We start from the raw sequence: 16,118 nt of genomic DNA on the forward strand, positions 1-16,118 counted from the left end.
TTAGCCCTATCTTTTTTCTTGTAAAAAACCATTGGTTTGCTCTAAAAGTTGTTGAGCCAGCGTGTAATTGGCATCAAAAGAAAGCGCTAGTTCAAGGTATTTTTTGGCTTCCTGCCATCGTTGCAGATTCATGTAGGCACACCCCAACCGATAGGCGGGATAAGTTTGAAGATAACTTACGGAAAACGGGTCGCGTTTGTAGTAATTGCCTTCGCGATCGAGTTGAAGGCAATTTTCAAAATAAGGAACTGCCCCGAGATAAAATCCTAACTGCATGAGGATATCCCCCGCCAAGGCAATCAGAGGAGGAAAATCGGGAAACCATTCAAGTCCGCGCTGACAAAACATCCTTGAGGTCTCATAATCTTCCTGTTTCAATGCTTGAGACGCAAAAAAATGAAGCATCGTTGCAACGCGCACCAATTCGTCTGGAGGTTGTCCGGTTAAAATATGTGGCAGCAAATTTTCAAACACTTCTCCATAATAGAGTTCGGCTTTTTCTGTCTCTCCTACATCTTGACACAGACTTGCCAGACAATAGAGATTGGGTAAACTCAGCCCCTCTTCCTCACGCATCCGTTCGAGTAGCGGAATATTTCGTTCTCGGGCTTTGTGTTGTGTAAATGCTGGATTGCTATAACCATAATGCAAAATTTTGACCCTATCTAAATAGAGTCGGCGATCGCCAGTTATCGCGTGACCCTGATAGATTAACTGCTCGTGCAAACGCCCTCGATATCGAATTTCCGGACTATTTCGGAAGATTCTTTGCAGCTTACCCCCAAGTTGCGAGCAGTTCTCGCCTACATTAATTAAGTCGAGGGAATAAACGAGCGCTTGGGAATTGGTCGCTAGGATGTCTCGCCAATTTTCTGCCTCAACAATGAGTTTTTCATCTGCATCTAATGTTAAAATCCACTCTCCAGATGCTTGGGATACAGCATAATTGCGAGCAGCTGCAAAATCATCGCACCACTCAAAGGAAAAGACATTGGCACCCTGTTCGCGAGCAATTTCCGGCGTTTTGTCTTCCGACCCGGTATCCACCACAATCATTTCATCCACATAAGGTTTAACGCTGGTTAAACAGCGAGGAAGATTGTGTTTTTCATTCTTGACAATGGCGCAGAAGGAAAGAAAAGGCTGGTTCATAGATGTTATAATTTTCTAAAATTAAAAAGCTATATTCCCTAGCCTAACATGGGGTTAGGCTAGGGATGCCTGTATTCCTGCGAAACTTACCAACTCAGTTATAGTTCTAGGGATCGAAGAGGGAGGGATTGCTACTCATGTGAATCCACTCAACTTTCATCTGAGGCTGGTGTTGATTTGGTGGCCACAACATTCAAACTAATCAAAGTGTCTAGAATGCGTAAACTACTACAGTCATCAAATAAATTAAATTCCGATACTTGTTCGTATTCTTCAAATCCCACCTCTGCCAGATACATGGCTAAAGTTTCGCTATCAAATCCGACTTTGTGAACGTCATATTCATTGGAATGAGCGCCAAACATAATTCTCATTAAATGCAGCCGTTCTATCGGAATCAAATTAGGATGCAAATAGAGCCAGCACAAAGTTTTTAAATCCGGTACGCTAATCAGAAGCTTACCCCCGGGTTTTAGAACCCGATGCCATTCGCTGAGAGTGTTGATGAGTTCGCCATTTAGTGTGTGATGAAAGTGTTCTAAAACATGGCTGGCATAAATAGCGTCCACTGAATCACTTTCAAACTGACTCAAGTCAGCAGCATTGCCAACGTAGTCCACTTCCGGACGAGGCTCGATATCTAAAATATTCCATTCCGGGTGAGGTTCTTTCCCTCCAATATGCAATTTAAGTGGCGTCATATTCCCTTTCAGTTTCCGCTCGCTCGAATTGAAAAATATTGCTGTTTACCAACTAGGTATCCAATCCTAACACAGAAGACGCCTCCTTGACGGAAATTTCAAAAAAAATTAAGATTTAGAGGAGAAGCGCAAGTAATGAGGTGGTATAATAACATCACAGAGATTCCCACCTGTCGAGGGACGGGCCATTCAGGGAGTTTAAAAACTCTTCGTCGGTGGAGCTATTCTCATCCGAGGCAGATAATAAGTGGGAGTCTAAAGAGAGTAACTCACCCAACTTTATTCTATAATCTTTATTAATCGGGGGTGAAATTCCAACCGATAAGTTTAATGGAATATCCACCCTGCTTGTATGAGGTTATGTAAACTTTAGGAACCCAGATAAAATGGCGCTTTTTGTTCCGTTCTTAAAAAAAGGCGGTCACTTAGACCAAATTCAGATGACTCTGTTTAACGTAGGGTCGCGTAAAGTCGAAAGAGAAGATGACTTGGCAAGCCAAGGGTGGGATTTATTCGCCCCTCAGTTAACTATCTATGGATTTGATGCGGATGCAGATGCTTGTGAAGCAGCCAACGCCGACCTGGAAGCGAGACAAATCAATTGGAGCGAACAACACATTCCTTTAGCATTTGCCAATGCGTCGGGAGAACGTACCCTTTACGTCACCAGAAACCCCCAGTGTAGTTCGTTATATCCACCAAACCAAGTTTATTTAAGACGCTTTAATAATACAGTCACAGATTTAATGGAACTGGATTTTACGGTGGAGATAGAAACGACGACTTTAGATGAGTTTTGTGACCAAGAAAGAATCGAAGAAATTGATTTTTTGCAAACCGACGTTCAAGGTGCAGATCTTCTGGTATTGGAAGGAAGCTCTCGACTGCTAGAACGCAGCATTCTTGCGGTTAAAGTTGAAGTGGAATTTGCCCCTTTATATGTCGGTCAACCTTTATTTGCTGAGGTGGATACTTTTCTCAGAAAGTGGGGTTTTAGCTTGTTTAAACTGACAGCAGCTTGCCGTCCCCGCGCTAGCTCCCCGATTGTTTCATCCGAACAACCCGGACAATTCCTTTGGGGAGATGCATTTTATATCCGCGATCCGATCGATCCAAACCTACAAATCGAATTTAAAACCCCAGAGCGCATTCTCAAAGTTGCCTGTATTGCTGATATTATGGGCTTTCCCGACTATGCATTAGAACTGTTGGAGTATTTGACTCTCAACTATGGAAACGAATCTCAGTACAATTGTGCTAATGCGATCGTAGAAGGCTTAGCTAAATTTCCACAACTCATTCCTAAAGGGTTAAATGCTCTTCCCATAGTTGAGAAAATTCGCGATCGCGCCTTCGGTAGCGCTCTGGAGCTATTGCAGGAGGAAAAAAACGCTTAAAGGGCGTATTGGTTACGAGTTAACTCGCCTGATTTTGGAGATAAATTTGCCACATCTGCTGGTAAGATTTCTCCATCTGGCGCGTAAACTCTTTACCATTCCACAGAGGAGAAGTGTGCCGCGATCGCCGCAGTTGCCAGGATATTTCTTGCCGCAATGCCGCATCTTTGCCCAGACGAATTCCCCAGTCTACATATTCCTCATCTGTCCAAGCAATTCCCTCCGTCACACCGACATTCATCATCATGGTATAGCTATTTCTGGCGGCAAATTGCTCCCCGACTCGCGTCACTAAAGGAATGCCCATCCACAGGGTTTCTAGGGTTGTTGTCGCGCCGTTGTAAGGATAGGTATCCAACACCACATCCGCAATCCCCAAATTTGCTCGGTGAATCGCTTCGGATGGAGCTGGGGGTAAAAAGCGCAGGCGATCTGGATCTACCCCCTCGTCTTCCGCAAGTTGGATAAAAAAGTTTTTGATTGATGCTTCATCCGCCAAACCTTTAATCAAAAAATAGCTATTCGGCACTGCTTGGATAATTTTCATTTGCAGTCGTGCCGTATCGGGATGGCGTTTGTAGCCTTTCTGTCCGCTGAAATAGATCGCGGCATCATTGGGAATGTTCAAATCCTCTCGGCGCAGGGTTGGTACTCCCACCTCAAATCCATCTACTCCAATATAAGTTTGTGGGAGTCGCCAGATGTTTTCTCGATAGTAATCCGACGCTGATTCTGGCAACACATAAGGATCGGCGATAAAGTAATCAATCGTCGGCAATCCAGAAGCATCCCACCCCAGCCAAGTCACTTGAATGGGAGCTGGCTTGAGTGCCATGACCTCACAAGCCAGATCCATTGTGATACTATCCAGATCGATGAGTATATCGATGTCATCTTGATAAATTTTTTCGGCTATTTCCACATTTTTACTTCCCATCCTTTGAGTAAATTCGACATGATTGATATACCATTCATTTAACGGGTCGCCGATGTCTTGATTCGATATCATATAGGCATGAACTTCAAACCGTTGGCGATCGTGATATTGAAACAACCATCGCGCGAGCCAGCCTACCGAATGACTTCTAAAACAATGAGATAGATATCCGATTTTTATCCGTCTGCCTTGCTCATCCGCGTTAATTTTTTTTACATTTTTACCCTGCTGATAATAATGTTTGACTTGTTCTACTTCATAGGTTTGAAATTGAAAATAACACTGGCAGCGTTCCAATAACTGATTCATAATCTGTCGATTTTCCCGCGCCCGATCGCGAAAGTAAGGGAAAAAATAACCGGCAGTAATCAAGCGCGCCACTGTAGCTTGGGCGAGTTCGGTCGGTTCTTGTCCGATTAGTGAAGAGATCAGTGATTCTTGGTGCTTAATCGCACAAGCAGCTTCTTCCCAATATCCGCCTGCGCCCATTAACCCGCGCAGCAGCAAATGATTGGCAAAAATTTTTTCGGGTAGAGTTTCCACTACAGAGTAGATTTCTTTTGCCAAAGCGATTCCCTTGGCATAATCAATCCCATTTTGATAGATAGCGGCGAGATGTCGTAAAATTTCCAGATTACTTGGCTGAACGTGCCGACCTATTTCTAGAAGACGAAGCGCCATTGTCACTTGGCCGCCCGAGTAAGCTAATTCCACTGCCGCCGTGAGTATAACTTCCATAAAATCTGGATGCTGCTGTAGGTGGGGGGCACACACTTCTGTGAATTCGATCGCAGATGGATGCAGTGGCGGATGCTGTAAGATGGCGTTTAAAACTTGGAGTAACTCATCTATCTCTAGCTCAGTGCTTTGGTGAGCTTGGATCAGTTCGATCGCCCCCCACTCTGTGAGTTCTTCTCCCGTAAATAACCCGCGAGAAATTGCCAGTTGAATCAGAGCCAATAAATTCCCCAGATTGGTTGGCTGTAGTTCTCTGATATGCCCCCGAATTAGCCATGCTTGCGAATAATCTTCTCTTGCTTCTTGTCGCCTTGCTTCAGTCTCCAAAATTTCTGCCAGTTGTGCTGTCCACAGTTCTAGCTGTTCCGATTCTCCTTCCACCATTGCCAGCAACCAGGTTGTTGTTGCCTCTTCTTCTTTTCCTTGCAACAGCAATGCCAATCCCAAATACCAGTAGTGTTCCTGGACATCAGGTTCGGCTTTTATCGCTTCTTCGTAGCAGGTTTCCGCTTTGCTATAGTGGCCTTGCAGCAAGTATGTATGAGCTTGCTTTTCCCATGAACTTGGATTGCTGGGGGAGTTTAAAAAAGTCATAATAATCACTCAATCGCCATCAACTTGTATTTCCTCTAGGTTATACTGAATTTAGCGCCTGATTTATTCGCCCAGGTTTATCGGCAAGAATTATGCCACATTTTTAGGTATGCTTTTTCCATCTCCTGGGTAAATTGCTTGGCGTTCCACAAAGGAGAAGTTTGGCGAGATTGCCACAGTTTCCAGGAGATTTGCTGTCGCAGCTTTGGATCTTTTCCAAGGCGAATTCCCCACTCTACATACTCTTCATCTGTCCAAGCAATTCCTTCCGTTACCCCAGCATTCACCATCATGGTGTAGCTGTTGCGACTGGCAAACTGCTCGCCTACTCTGGTCACCAGCGGAATGCCCATCCATAGCGTTTCTAAGGTTGTTGTCGCTCCATTATAGGGATAGGTATCCAACACTACATCAGCAATGCCCAAGTTAGCGCGATGCACTGCTTCCTCGGTTTCCATCGGCAGAAATCTTAGGCGATCGCTTTCTACTCCTTCTGATTGTGCAAGTTCGCGAAAGAAGCGGATAATTGACTCTTCCTCCGCAAAGCCTTTAATCAAAAAGTAGCTTTTCGGCACTTGTTTGACAATCTGCATTTGCAGTCGTGCCGTATCGGGATGCCGCTTATACCCCCTCTGTCCGCTATAATAAACCACTGCATCGCTCGGAATATTCAACTCCTCGCGCCGCAGAGTGGGTACAGCTACCTCAAACCCATCCACTGCGATATAAGTGTGGGGCAAGCGCCAGATTTTTTCTCGATAGTAATCCTGCACCGACGCCGGCAAAACATAAGGGTCGGCAATAAAATAATCAATTGTCGGTAATCCCGAAGCATCCCAACCCAGCCAAGTGACTTGAACGGGTGCCGGCTTGAGTGCCATGACGTTACAGGTATTGCATAGGGTCAGACTATCGAGATCTATTAATATATCGATTCCATCTTCATAAATTTGCTCGGCAATTTTACCCGCATCTGCCCCTAATTTGTGACAGCGTTCCACTTGATTCACATACCAGGTTTGTAAGGGATCTCCCAGTTCCCGATAAAACATTAAATATGCATGAATTTCAAAGCGCGCGCGATCGTGATGTTGAACCAGCCATCGGGCTAACCAGCCTACGGAATGGCTTCTCAGGCAATGAGAAATGTATCCGATTTTTAATCGGTAGCTGCCAACTTCCGTGCTACTTTTTTTACGCTCTCGGAAGCCGCGATCGTAGCGCTGCACCTGTTCGATTGCACGCTCGTAAAAATAACACTGAGCTTGCCGGGAGACGTGATTAATAATTTCTCGATTTTCCCGCCCCCGATCTTGAAAATACGGGAAAAAAGAGTCTGTACTCAGCAAGCGTGCCACTGTTGCTGGCTCTACTTTTCTCAGGTCTTCTTCTTCTAGCGCCAACAGCAGTGACTCTTGATGCTGCAAGACCTCGCGGGCTTCTTCCCAGTACCCGCCTGCGCTCATTAATCCTCGTAGCAGCAAGTGATTGGCAAAAATTCGCTCGGGTACTGTTTCCACAAGCGAATAGCAGCTTCTTGCCAGTTCTATGCCTTTGGTGTAGTCTACCCCATTTTGATAAAAAGCTGCTAAATTGAGCAAGACTTCTGTGTTTCGCGGTTCTACTTGCCGACACAACTCCAAAAGCGATGCCGCCATTGCTGGCTTTAACAGCAAATGCCCCATTTCCAGGGCGGCTGATAGCATCATGCCGATAAAATTGCGATGGTGCTGTAGATGAGGCAGACACCCTTGGGCGAATTCTATTGCGGATGGGTGCAGTGGACGAGCCTGTAAAATATTTTCTAAGATTTGCAGTAACTCATCGGCATTGATGTAAGGAGCGGGGGTTTCCTGTTGTAGCCGTCTAATTACTCCCCACTGTGTCAGTTCTTCTCCCGTAAATCTGCCTTGAGAAAGGGCTAGTTGCATCAAAGACAGTAACGTTATAAGATGGGTTTGCTCAATTTCTCTGATGTGTTCCCGAATCAACCCAGCTCGACTGTAGTCTTCTCGTGCTTCTTGTCGCTTCGCTTCCGTTTCCAAGCTTTCTGTGAGTTGTGTTGTCCACACCTCAGGCTGTTGCGGGTCTGCCTCCACGATTTGCAGCAAGCTACTGGCGATCGCTTCTTCCTTCCCTTGCAACATTAACGCCAATGCTAGGTACCAGTAGTGAGACATAGCCTCGGGTTCGGCTTTTATCGCTGCTTGATAAAATTTCGCCGCCTTGCCATAGTCTCCTTGGATGAAGAATTGATGAGTTTGCTGCTGCACCGAAGAACTGCTCGCGAAAAAATTTCCTGTGATAATGACTAGCTAAACTAAAAACGCCAAGTGACGTAAAACCTAGGTTATTTTCCCATTCCCAACATAGGGTTGTGAATCACCATTAAACCAAAATTGTACAGTTTCCTATAATTTATCTCCTTTGCTTTTTGAGAAAGAGTGGATAGAAACGCTATCCACTCTTTTCAACCAAAGGTTCACGGCTTTGGGGGGTAAGTTAAGCCGCGCTAATCGTGCTAGAATTATTCTCCCAGAGTCACCATATTCCCGCCACAAGTTTTTGCTGCGGCTGTGACTGACGGACCACCCGGGGTAGCTAGAGCTTTTTGCTCCTCGCACAGGAGAGCGCGGGTTGTGGCTTGAGATGTGGTAGCGTCTACTTCTGACCACACCAGACCCGTGTAAGGCTTGAGTCCTTGAGTTCTCGTGGTTGCAATAACAGCAAGACCTGTGTTGCTGGTATTGGGTGCGTCTGGCGCGAATGTATATTCATAGTTAGTGGTTTGAGTCTGGATGCCAACGCCGATTTCACTATAAGCACCAAATCGACCTTTTTCCAAAAAGTAGGCTTGTTGTGCCCGGTTCATTGCACCCACATTATTGCGCGCTTCAACTTGCTTGGCTTTGTTGGCTTGGCTGAGCAGAGAGGGCAACGCCACCGCAGCCAGAATCCCGATGATGATAACCACAACCAACAGTTCAATCAGGGTGAAACCTTCTTGGGCTTTTTTGTGGTTGATGTGTTGCAGGAACTTGGCTTGAAATTCGGTCTTCATAATAGGGATCTCCTTGAGGTGTGGAATGCGTGATTTCTAACTCCTGAACATAACTTACCCACCCTCTGAGAATTTCATATCACCTGGGGCAAAATTTTTTCCAGATTTTTAGCCAGAACGCTGCAAAAGCAAGTACAGAAAGTTTTCCAGCTCGCGCAAAACGGCCTTGATTTCCGCGATCGCCTCGTTCTCCCTGACTGGCTCTAGGGTGATGGGATTGAGGGGTCTGATCTTCAGCCAGCGCTCTAGTAAGGACATCATGGGCTGCGGTTCCTCCCACAGAGGTAGCAGACAAGCCGCTATTCCATTGCCTAATTTTACCGGATTGATTGTTGACCCAGGAACGTAGCGAGAGATCTCAAACGGACGCTGGTATGTAATGCATTGCAGCAGATGTTCGCGTAATTTTGGTATCTTTAGCTGAGGATGCAGGTACACTCGCCCCTTTTTCCAGTCGGCATCGGTCCATTCATCCACAGGAACCACTGGTTTGGCTGCGTTGGGATGACCGCACCAAAAATCCAGTAAGCGATGGATTGGATGCAGTAGTTCAAGCAGATGAAGCTTTTCCTCCTCTTCTATTTCGGGCAAGCTCATCGCCAGGAATGCCGGCAGATCGAGAGGATCTTTGAACAAATCTATTAGTTCCCACTGTCGCCACTTCACCATACTAATAAACTCTAGCTCGGCTGCTTTTAAAGCAGCAAACATTTCTGGAATCTGGTACCCTTTGTCTCCCTGCAATAAATAATTGGCTAGATAATATTCTGGATCTTCTTCCGACGCGGGTTTCCATGTGTATTGCTTGATCAATATCTCATCTTTGAGCGCCTTCATGGTGTCCCGAACGATTGAAATTTCTAGTTCCCCCGGGTTGTCATCCATCAGCCCCATCATTCTAAAAACCGTCTGGGCGCGATAATAAAAATTTCTTTGAAAAAAACTATGAAGATTCGCCCTAATAATCCCATCGGGTTTTAAAACTGCTTTCATGGCTTTTAAGCCAGCAACTATATCGCTGAGTAGATATAAAACATCATCACAGTTGATATAATCAAACTCGATTCCCAGTTCGGGCAACTCTTCAATTGTCAAAACATGAAACTCGGCATTCTGAAACCCGTGATAATGGAGACGCTTTTGCGCCAGCTTCACCGATTCTTCTGAAATATCTATCCCAATGATTTTGGCCTTTGGATTGGCTAAAGCTAATGCTAATGCTTTGTATCCACTACCACATCCAGCATCTAAAATGACTTTTCCTTCACAATCCACTACGACTTTATTTCTCAGATAAAAAGGCGTAACCAAGTTGTGAATAAACAGAAAGTCATAATCTTCTTTGGGAGATTCTTCTAACGGTTTCCGGGGATAAGGTCCAGCTTCAAACTGCTGGCGAATTTTTTCTTGTAATTGAGAATTTGGTATTTTCATTTGGTAGTGTTCCTGATTAAGCATATTTATCACTCTTGCGCCAACATTACCCTCCATTTTCCGGCGCTGGTGGCTCGGGCCCATTTTCGCCCCCCGGTTCAGAATCCGGGGAATCGGGCAGACCAAAGCGATCGCCCCCTGGGGTTCCCTGCGGATTTTCCTGCACTTCGCCGGTACCGGGGAGGGTAGCGAGGGCAACGCGATCGCCCCCCACTTCCCGGAGCAAATCCAACACCTGCATCACGTCATTGTAACTGGCCATCTTGGACGCTGAGAGTACAATTAACCCCTCGGGCTGATTCCTTTTATAAGCCACCAACAACTGATAAAGTTGCTCTCGGCTGACCGGCTGTTTGTCCACGTAGGTCTGACCGATCTGGTCAATGCTGACAAACAGTTTCATCTCTTGCATCTGCACGGTTCCGGTGTCTGCCTTGGGCAAATCCACGTTCACCGCCTGCTGTCGCGTTAGCTGCAGTGCGGCGAGCAGGAAAAAGGTCAAAATGCAAAATATCACATCAATCAAAGGAATCAGCTCAATGCGAGCTTCTTCCGTGGGAGAATCATAATTAATCTTCATTTGTCCTGTGAGGAGGGATTCAATTCGCGAGTGAGTCTGCAAGTCTAGGATTCCGAGGGATTGAAGCCATCTATCTTTCCGGGATCCTCAGACTCTCCCTTTGGCTCTTTGGAGTTCTTCGAGTCCAGGGGGCGATCGCCGAAGTTTCCCGGGGACTTCAACGACACTGGCGTCTCGGGCATTGGCGTTGGATTTTGGCTCAGTTGCGACCAATACTGACGATAAAGCAATTCTAATTCATTCCCGCACTTGCGGAACATTTTCACCTGCTTGAACAATAACCCTTGAAACAGGCGATAAAAGGCCAAACTGGTAATTGCCACAATCAAGCCAAATGCGGTACTGATCAGCGCCGCACCAATCCCGGTGGTCACGCCTGCAGTGGCTCCCGTGCCGATATCTCCCAAGCGAATCGATCCCAACGACTCGATCAACCCCAACACGGTACCGAGCAATCCCAACAAAGGAGCCAAGGCAATCACAGCTTCTAAAACCTTGTCCCCGCGACGCATAGCGGCAATTTCATCATCGGCTCCCGCTTCTAGCGCCAGTCGAAACACTTCTGGATCGGGGGTTTGCAGTCGCAAGGGGGAATACAGCACGCGCCCGATGGGTCGCTTGCTGGCTTGTCTGGCAATCTCCTGGGCGACTCGCCAATCATATCGCGCGGCTTCGAGTACCCGCGAGGCTACTTCTCGTTCTTTACTGACCACAGTGGCCCAGAACCAACTGCGCTCTAAAATTGTGGCGACAGCTAGAACGGACAAAACCAGCAACGGCCACAGCGGCCACATGGAAACGCCGCCTTTGTCAAAGATTTGTTCGATTGTCTCTAAATTCACTGTGTTTGCCTTCCTCCGTTGGTTCCTCGCCCCTGGGCTACGGACGGTTCTCAACCCATCCTATTGTTATTCCCATTTTATAAATTCCGATTACTTTACAACCACCCGAGGACGATTCAGTAGAATTCTCCCTGCATCGGGGGGTAGGGTGCTGCCCACTTTGCAAATCCAATTATTATAACACACTATTTTTAATATGTCAACCTTTTTTTTGAAATAATCCACATCGCGCGACTCAATAAACTGTAGCCATGATTGTCGGTGCGCGATCCCCCAATTCGGTTGTGCAATTCTCCCACCCATTGGGTAGAAGGTGGGCATTGGCTTGCCCGAGGTTTAAATGAGGGGGACTGTGGCGGGCAATCTATCCACCGAGGCGATCGCTGCTTTGAAATCTTCCCCGCCTCTCCTAGAAGCCTCCCCCGCGATCTACGATAGACAACATTATTAATACCGTTGCCTGTTCTGAGGCCAAGATGCCTCATTGCTTTTATCGAGAGTTAACGATGAAATTTGCGGAAAAACTACCTCAATGGGTGGCTTTAGGATTAGCGTTTCCTCTAATCTTCCTCAACGGGTGGCTGTTGTTGGTGGTGTTTAACTATTTTCACACGATCCTCAACGTGGTGCTCGCCGCCTCGTTACTGGCTTTCGTTTTGGATTATCCAGTCAATCTCCTAGAGAAATATGGCGTCAAACATACCCCCGCCGTGGTGTTGATTTTTCTGGTGACGTTGTTCGGATTGGTGGGTGCCGGCATCACCTTGGTGCCGATCGCCCTGACTCAGTTAAGGGAATTAGCCAACCGACTTCCCACTTGGATCCAGTCTGGTGCTACCCAACTCGAAGCGCTGCAAAATCTGGCGATCGCTCGCAATTGGCCGATCGATTTGACCGGGTTGACCACCGAACTCACCCAGCGCTTGTCCAGTCAAGCCCAGGCGATCGCCGGTCAAGCCCTCGGTTTCGCCGTAGGTACGGTGGGCGGACTCTTAGATGTCATCCTCACGGTTGTCTTAACCTTCTACCTGCTGTGGCGCGGACGCAATCTCTGGGAAGGTCTCTTACGCTGGCTTCCTCCCCGTCTGGCAAAGGAATTGCGCTTCTCCCTAGGCGAAAATTTCCATAATTATTTCGTCGGACAAGTCACGGTTGCTTCTCTGATGGGCCTGTCGATGACTCTGGGCTTTTTACTGCTGCGAGTTCCGTTTGGTCTGTTATTCGGTCTTGTGGTGGGAGTGTTTAGCTTGGTGCCGTTTGGGGGCAGTTTGAGTATTGCTCTGGTGACGGTCCTGGTGGCGTTTAACGATTTTTGGCTGGGGGTTAAAGTCCTGCTGGTGGCCCTGGCGATCCAACAAGGCATCGAAAATGGGATCGCGCCGCGCTTGTTGGGGGGCTTTACAGGTCTCAATCCGGTATGGGTTTTAATCTCCTTGCTTCTGGGTGCCAAGCTGGGCGGTGTGCTGGGTCTGTTGATTGCTGTGCCTTTGGCGAGTTTTATTAAAAGTACGTCGGATAGCTTGCGCGCGGATTCCGATAGTTCCCCGGTTGAGGTATCTAGCGCCCACTGAAAGGGTCAATTTTTCGGAGTTCGAGGAACCAACCCCCGAACTGGTTTTCGCGGGTTGCGCTCGAAAAAAGCGATCGCCTTCTGGATAAGTTCGGGGGCGATCGCTTGCTTTGTGCGCTTGCACTGGGTTTGCATTAGGGGTACTGCGCCTCAGTACCCTGCGCTTTACTCCGCTCCTTGAATTTTGAGTAAGGCAAAACCGAGGGCTAATCCTACCAGGACTAAGGAAAAGCACAAAAAGGCTGTGGTATAAATTTCACCGGTCATCGCGTTTTCTCCTAATGGGATAAAAATAAGTTCTATTGACCGCCGCAATCTCGGGCGATCGCGCAAGTCAGCTCAATTCTGGGGTGGTGACACCCGCAGGGAGTATTGTAAAACACTTTCGGTCTCAATCTGTGCTAGAAGTGGAATGAAACGGGTCGATTGGGGCGATCGCCTCTGTGGGGGCGGGTTCTATCTCAACCCCATCACCCCATCATCTGAATCCATCCCCCCCAATCTGCGATCGCCTAAAGCGGGTTGATTGGTATCCCTATCCAATCCAATTCCCAACCAATCCATCGCGCTTCGGAATCGATGTTTTTCTCCAAAAGCCGATGCAAATTTATGGGCGGTTTCTATCTTCCCCTCCCTCGAACAGTCGGACATCGCCGAGATGATACTCCCCTCACTCATCCCCATAGTGAAAGCCGATTATAAAGAGAAATTTAACCCAATTCCTGGATTTTTTCTTCTTACACCATCCCTCCAGCGATCGCTTTTCCCTGGAACCCGCATATTCGTGAATTTAACCTACAACTTATCACCCCGTTACATTGTAGATTTCCGAGTTTTCATATCCACCCGAAGCGTTAACGCAGAAGTGAATAAAAACTGAATGTTCGTTAAAATCGCAACCTTGTAGCGGGGAGTTTCTACCGCAGGTTAGATCCAAAAACCTCAGCTACGATTGTAGCATTGTCGATGCAGGGCAAATAAAAGGTTATGGAAATTCACACGCCAGATTGGGTTAAGCACGCAGTATTTTATCAAATCTTTCCCGATCGCTTCGCCAAGGGGAAGCAACCGGGCAAGTCGATGTTAGACCATATTCGCTGGGAAGATTGGTCTGCGGTTCCTACCCTTCAAGGGTACAAGGGCGGCAATTTGTGGGGGGTACTTGAAAAACTGGATTACTTGCAAGATTTAGGGGTAAATGCCATTTACTTTACTCCCATTTTTCAATCGGCGAGCAATCACCGCTACCATACCCACGATTACTATCAAGTGGATCCGATGTTGGGGAGTACCGCTGCATTTCGGGAACTGTTGATGGCGGCGCACAAACGTAATATGAAGGTGGTTTTGGATGGAGTCTTCAACCATGCCAGTCGCGGCTTTTTCTTTTTCCACGATATTTTAGAAAATGGTCCCCATTCACCCTATGTGGATTGGTTCCAAATTGAAGATTGGCCACTGTCTGCTTATGATGGCAGTAAACCGGCAAATTATTTGGGGTGGGCAGATAACCGGGCACTGCCAGTATTTAATCACAACAATCCCGCAGTGCGCGAATACATTATGGAAATTGCGGAATATTGGATTAACTCTGGGATTGACGGGTGGCGTTTGGATGTGCCGTTTGAGGTGAAAACGGAAGGGTTTTGGCAGGAATTTCGCGATCGCGTCAAAGCGCTTAACCCCGATGCCTACATTGTCGGTGAAGTCTGGGGAGATTCCCGGGAATGGTTGGATGGGACTCAGTTTGATGGGGTGATGAATTATCTCTTTACCGGCTCCACAATTGCCTTTACCGCCGGCGATCGCGTGGACCTCGAACAAGTTGAAGGACGCGATTACCAACCTTACCCCCCGCTTTTCGCTGGGGATTATGCGGAAAAAATCCAACATTTGCTGGAAATGTACCCCTGGGAAATCCAACTTACCCAACTGAATTTACTCGCCAGTCACGATACCGCACGCTTGATTTCGATTGCAGGTGGCGATGAACCAACGGTGGAACTCGCTACTCTATTATTAATGACTTTCCCGGGTCCTCCTAGCGTCTACTATGGCGATGAAGTTGGCTTACCGGGTCGTCTGGATCCTGACTCCCGTCGCGGTTTTCCTGACGAACCAGATTGGAATCGTCCGGTTCTCGATTACCACAAAAAATTGATTGCGTTGCGTCACGATCGCCCATCGTTGCGAATCGGCACTTACCAGGTTTTATCCGCAGAAGGCACGGTCTATGTCTTCGCCCGTCAGTTACCAGAAGAAGAATCGATTGTGGCGGTTAATGTGGGAACCACTGTGGGTGAAATTACCGTGGATGCCACCCGTCTGAAAACTCGGTGCGATCGCCTCTTATACGGCAATGCGGAGTGCGTTTGGAGTAACGATAATCTGACGTTAACGATTCCGGCGCGCACCGGTTGCATCTTAGGTTAAATTCATCACGCCGAACCTTCGGATTAAAATCAGCTTGGGTGGGCATTCCCCACCCTACGGCTATAGGATTTTCAGATTAATATGCAAAATTGCTTTTATAGCAGTTCTCATATGGAGTAGGTAGAAACTTTTTCACCTCGGAGGTGCCGACGCGGTTGGCACAGAAACCGCTGCGGATCGCATCAAGCAACAGACCTGCTTAATTTCCCCACCAGCCCCCACGGCGGGACAAAAACCGTTGCGAACATCCAATAGTTAATTTCCCCACCAGCCCCCACGGCGGGACAAAAACCGTTGCGAACATCCAATGGTTAATCAGGCGGGGAAAAAACCGTTGCGAACATCCAATGGTTAATCAGGCGGGGAAAAAACCGTTGCGAACATCCAATGGTTAATTTCCCTACCAGGTTCCAGGGCGGGGAAAAAACCGTTGCGAACATCTAATAGTTAATCAGGCGGGGAAAAAACCGTTGCGAACATCCAATGGTTATAGCAGGTCTCATATGAGCCAGATAGAGAATGTTTCACTGACGAGGTACCTGTGCTGGAATCACAGAAACTCCTGCGGATCGCATCAATCTGAAAAACGCTATAATCAAGACCTAAAGTGCGATTCGTTCCCGCAAAAGTGGAGGGTAAATGCCCGAAACGTAAGCGGGGCAAGGAACACAGCCCCAAA

The 16,118-nt window shown here is 47.3% G+C and carries 12 protein-coding genes; 3 read left to right on the top strand and 9 right to left on the bottom strand.

Features of this window, described 5'->3' with window-relative positions:
- Positions 1–6: 6 nt before the first annotated feature.
- Positions 7–1,152, bottom strand: a complete 1,146-nt coding sequence (locus LKK83_RS28435; protein ID WP_324634831.1) for a glycosyltransferase — start codon at positions 1,150–1,152, stop codon at positions 7–9.
- 149 nt (positions 1,153–1,301) lie between these two features.
- A complete protein-coding gene (locus tag LKK83_RS28440) occupies positions 1,302–1,838 on the bottom strand; it encodes a class I SAM-dependent methyltransferase (protein WP_324634832.1) in 537 nt (178 codons plus the stop codon).
- 401 nt (positions 1,839–2,239) lie between these two features.
- Between LKK83_RS28440 and LKK83_RS28445 the strand changes: the two genes are divergently transcribed.
- On the top strand, positions 2,240–3,250 hold the full coding sequence (locus LKK83_RS28445) for an FkbM family methyltransferase (RefSeq protein ID WP_324634833.1): 1,011 nt from the start codon (positions 2,240–2,242) through the stop codon (positions 3,248–3,250).
- A 19-nt stretch (positions 3,251–3,269) separates the two neighbouring features.
- On the opposite strand, the gene LKK83_RS28450 is transcribed toward LKK83_RS28445, so the two are convergent.
- The 6 genes from LKK83_RS28450 to LKK83_RS28475 form a co-directional block, all read right to left on the bottom strand.
- On the bottom strand, positions 3,270–5,519 hold the full coding sequence (locus tag LKK83_RS28450) for an O-linked N-acetylglucosamine transferase, SPINDLY family protein (protein WP_324634834.1): 2,250 nt from the start codon (positions 5,517–5,519) through the stop codon (positions 3,270–3,272).
- A gap of 77 nt (positions 5,520–5,596) precedes the next feature.
- A complete protein-coding gene (locus LKK83_RS28455) occupies positions 5,597–7,792 on the bottom strand; it encodes an O-linked N-acetylglucosamine transferase, SPINDLY family protein (protein WP_324634835.1) in 2,196 nt (731 codons plus the stop codon).
- 254 nt (positions 7,793–8,046) lie between these two features.
- Complete coding sequence (locus LKK83_RS28460) at positions 8,047–8,580, bottom strand: type IV pilin-like G/H family protein (RefSeq protein WP_324634836.1); 534 nt, start codon at positions 8,578–8,580, stop codon at positions 8,047–8,049.
- Between the two features lie 108 nt (positions 8,581–8,688).
- Positions 8,689–10,038 (bottom strand): class I SAM-dependent methyltransferase, encoded by a 1,350-nt coding sequence (locus LKK83_RS28465; RefSeq protein ID WP_442957380.1) that lies wholly within the window; start codon positions 10,036–10,038, stop codon positions 8,689–8,691.
- A gap of 22 nt (positions 10,039–10,060) precedes the next feature.
- Complete coding sequence (locus tag LKK83_RS28470; RefSeq protein ID WP_324634837.1) at positions 10,061–10,594, bottom strand: ExbD/TolR family protein; 534 nt, start codon at positions 10,592–10,594, stop codon at positions 10,061–10,063.
- A 44-nt stretch (positions 10,595–10,638) separates the two neighbouring features.
- Complete coding sequence (locus LKK83_RS28475) at positions 10,639–11,388, bottom strand: MotA/TolQ/ExbB proton channel family protein (protein WP_324634842.1); 750 nt, start codon at positions 11,386–11,388, stop codon at positions 10,639–10,641.
- Positions 11,389–11,942: 554 nt separating this feature from the next.
- Here LKK83_RS28475 and LKK83_RS28480 point away from each other — a divergent pair.
- Positions 11,943–13,007 (top strand): AI-2E family transporter, encoded by a 1,065-nt coding sequence (locus tag LKK83_RS28480; protein WP_324634838.1) that lies wholly within the window; start codon positions 11,943–11,945, stop codon positions 13,005–13,007.
- Positions 13,008–13,171: 164 nt separating this feature from the next.
- Here LKK83_RS28480 and petM read toward each other — a convergent pair whose 3' ends face one another.
- The gene (gene petM, locus LKK83_RS28485) at positions 13,172–13,273 is read right to left on the bottom strand and encodes a cytochrome b6-f complex subunit PetM (protein ID WP_324634839.1); all 102 of its coding nucleotides are present in this window, start codon (positions 13,271–13,273) and stop codon (positions 13,172–13,174) included.
- A gap of 720 nt (positions 13,274–13,993) precedes the next feature.
- Between petM and LKK83_RS28490 the strand changes: the two genes are divergently transcribed.
- Positions 13,994–15,439: a glycoside hydrolase family 13 protein gene (locus LKK83_RS28490; protein WP_324634840.1), complete on the top strand. Its 1,446-nt coding sequence runs from the start codon at positions 13,994–13,996 to the stop codon at positions 15,437–15,439.
- Positions 15,440–16,118: the final 679 nt, after the last annotated feature.

The organism is Phormidium sp. CCY1219 (assembly GCF_035615515.1).
Taxonomy (GTDB): Bacteria; Cyanobacteriota; Cyanobacteriia; order Cyanobacteriales; family Laspinemataceae; genus CCY1219.

Excerpts from the sequence above, each read along its gene's own strand:
- LKK83_RS28460 (WP_324634836.1), bottom strand. The coding sequence starts at position 8,580 with ATGAAGACCGAATTTCAAGCCAAGTTCCTGCAACACATCAACCACAAA.
- LKK83_RS28450 (WP_324634834.1), bottom strand. The coding sequence starts at position 5,519 with ATGACTTTTTTAAACTCCCCCAGCAATCCAAGTTCATGGGAAAAGCAA.
- LKK83_RS28445 (WP_324634833.1), top strand. The coding sequence starts at position 2,240 with ATGGCGCTTTTTGTTCCGTTCTTAAAAAAAGGCGGTCACTTAGACCAA.
- LKK83_RS28465 (WP_442957380.1), bottom strand. The coding sequence starts at position 10,038 with ATGCTTAATCAGGAACACTACCAAATGAAAATACCAAATTCTCAATTA.
- LKK83_RS28480 (WP_324634838.1), top strand. The coding sequence starts at position 11,943 with ATGAAATTTGCGGAAAAACTACCTCAATGGGTGGCTTTAGGATTAGCG.
- LKK83_RS28490 (WP_324634840.1), top strand. The coding sequence starts at position 13,994 with ATGGAAATTCACACGCCAGATTGGGTTAAGCACGCAGTATTTTATCAA.
- LKK83_RS28470 (WP_324634837.1), bottom strand. The coding sequence starts at position 10,594 with ATGAAGATTAATTATGATTCTCCCACGGAAGAAGCTCGCATTGAGCTG.
- LKK83_RS28435 (WP_324634831.1), bottom strand. The coding sequence starts at position 1,152 with ATGAACCAGCCTTTTCTTTCCTTCTGCGCCATTGTCAAGAATGAAAAA.
- LKK83_RS28475 (WP_324634842.1), bottom strand. The coding sequence starts at position 11,388 with ATGTGGCCGCTGTGGCCGTTGCTGGTTTTGTCCGTTCTAGCTGTCGCC.
- petM (WP_324634839.1), bottom strand. The coding sequence starts at position 13,273 with ATGACCGGTGAAATTTATACCACAGCCTTTTTGTGCTTTTCCTTAGTC.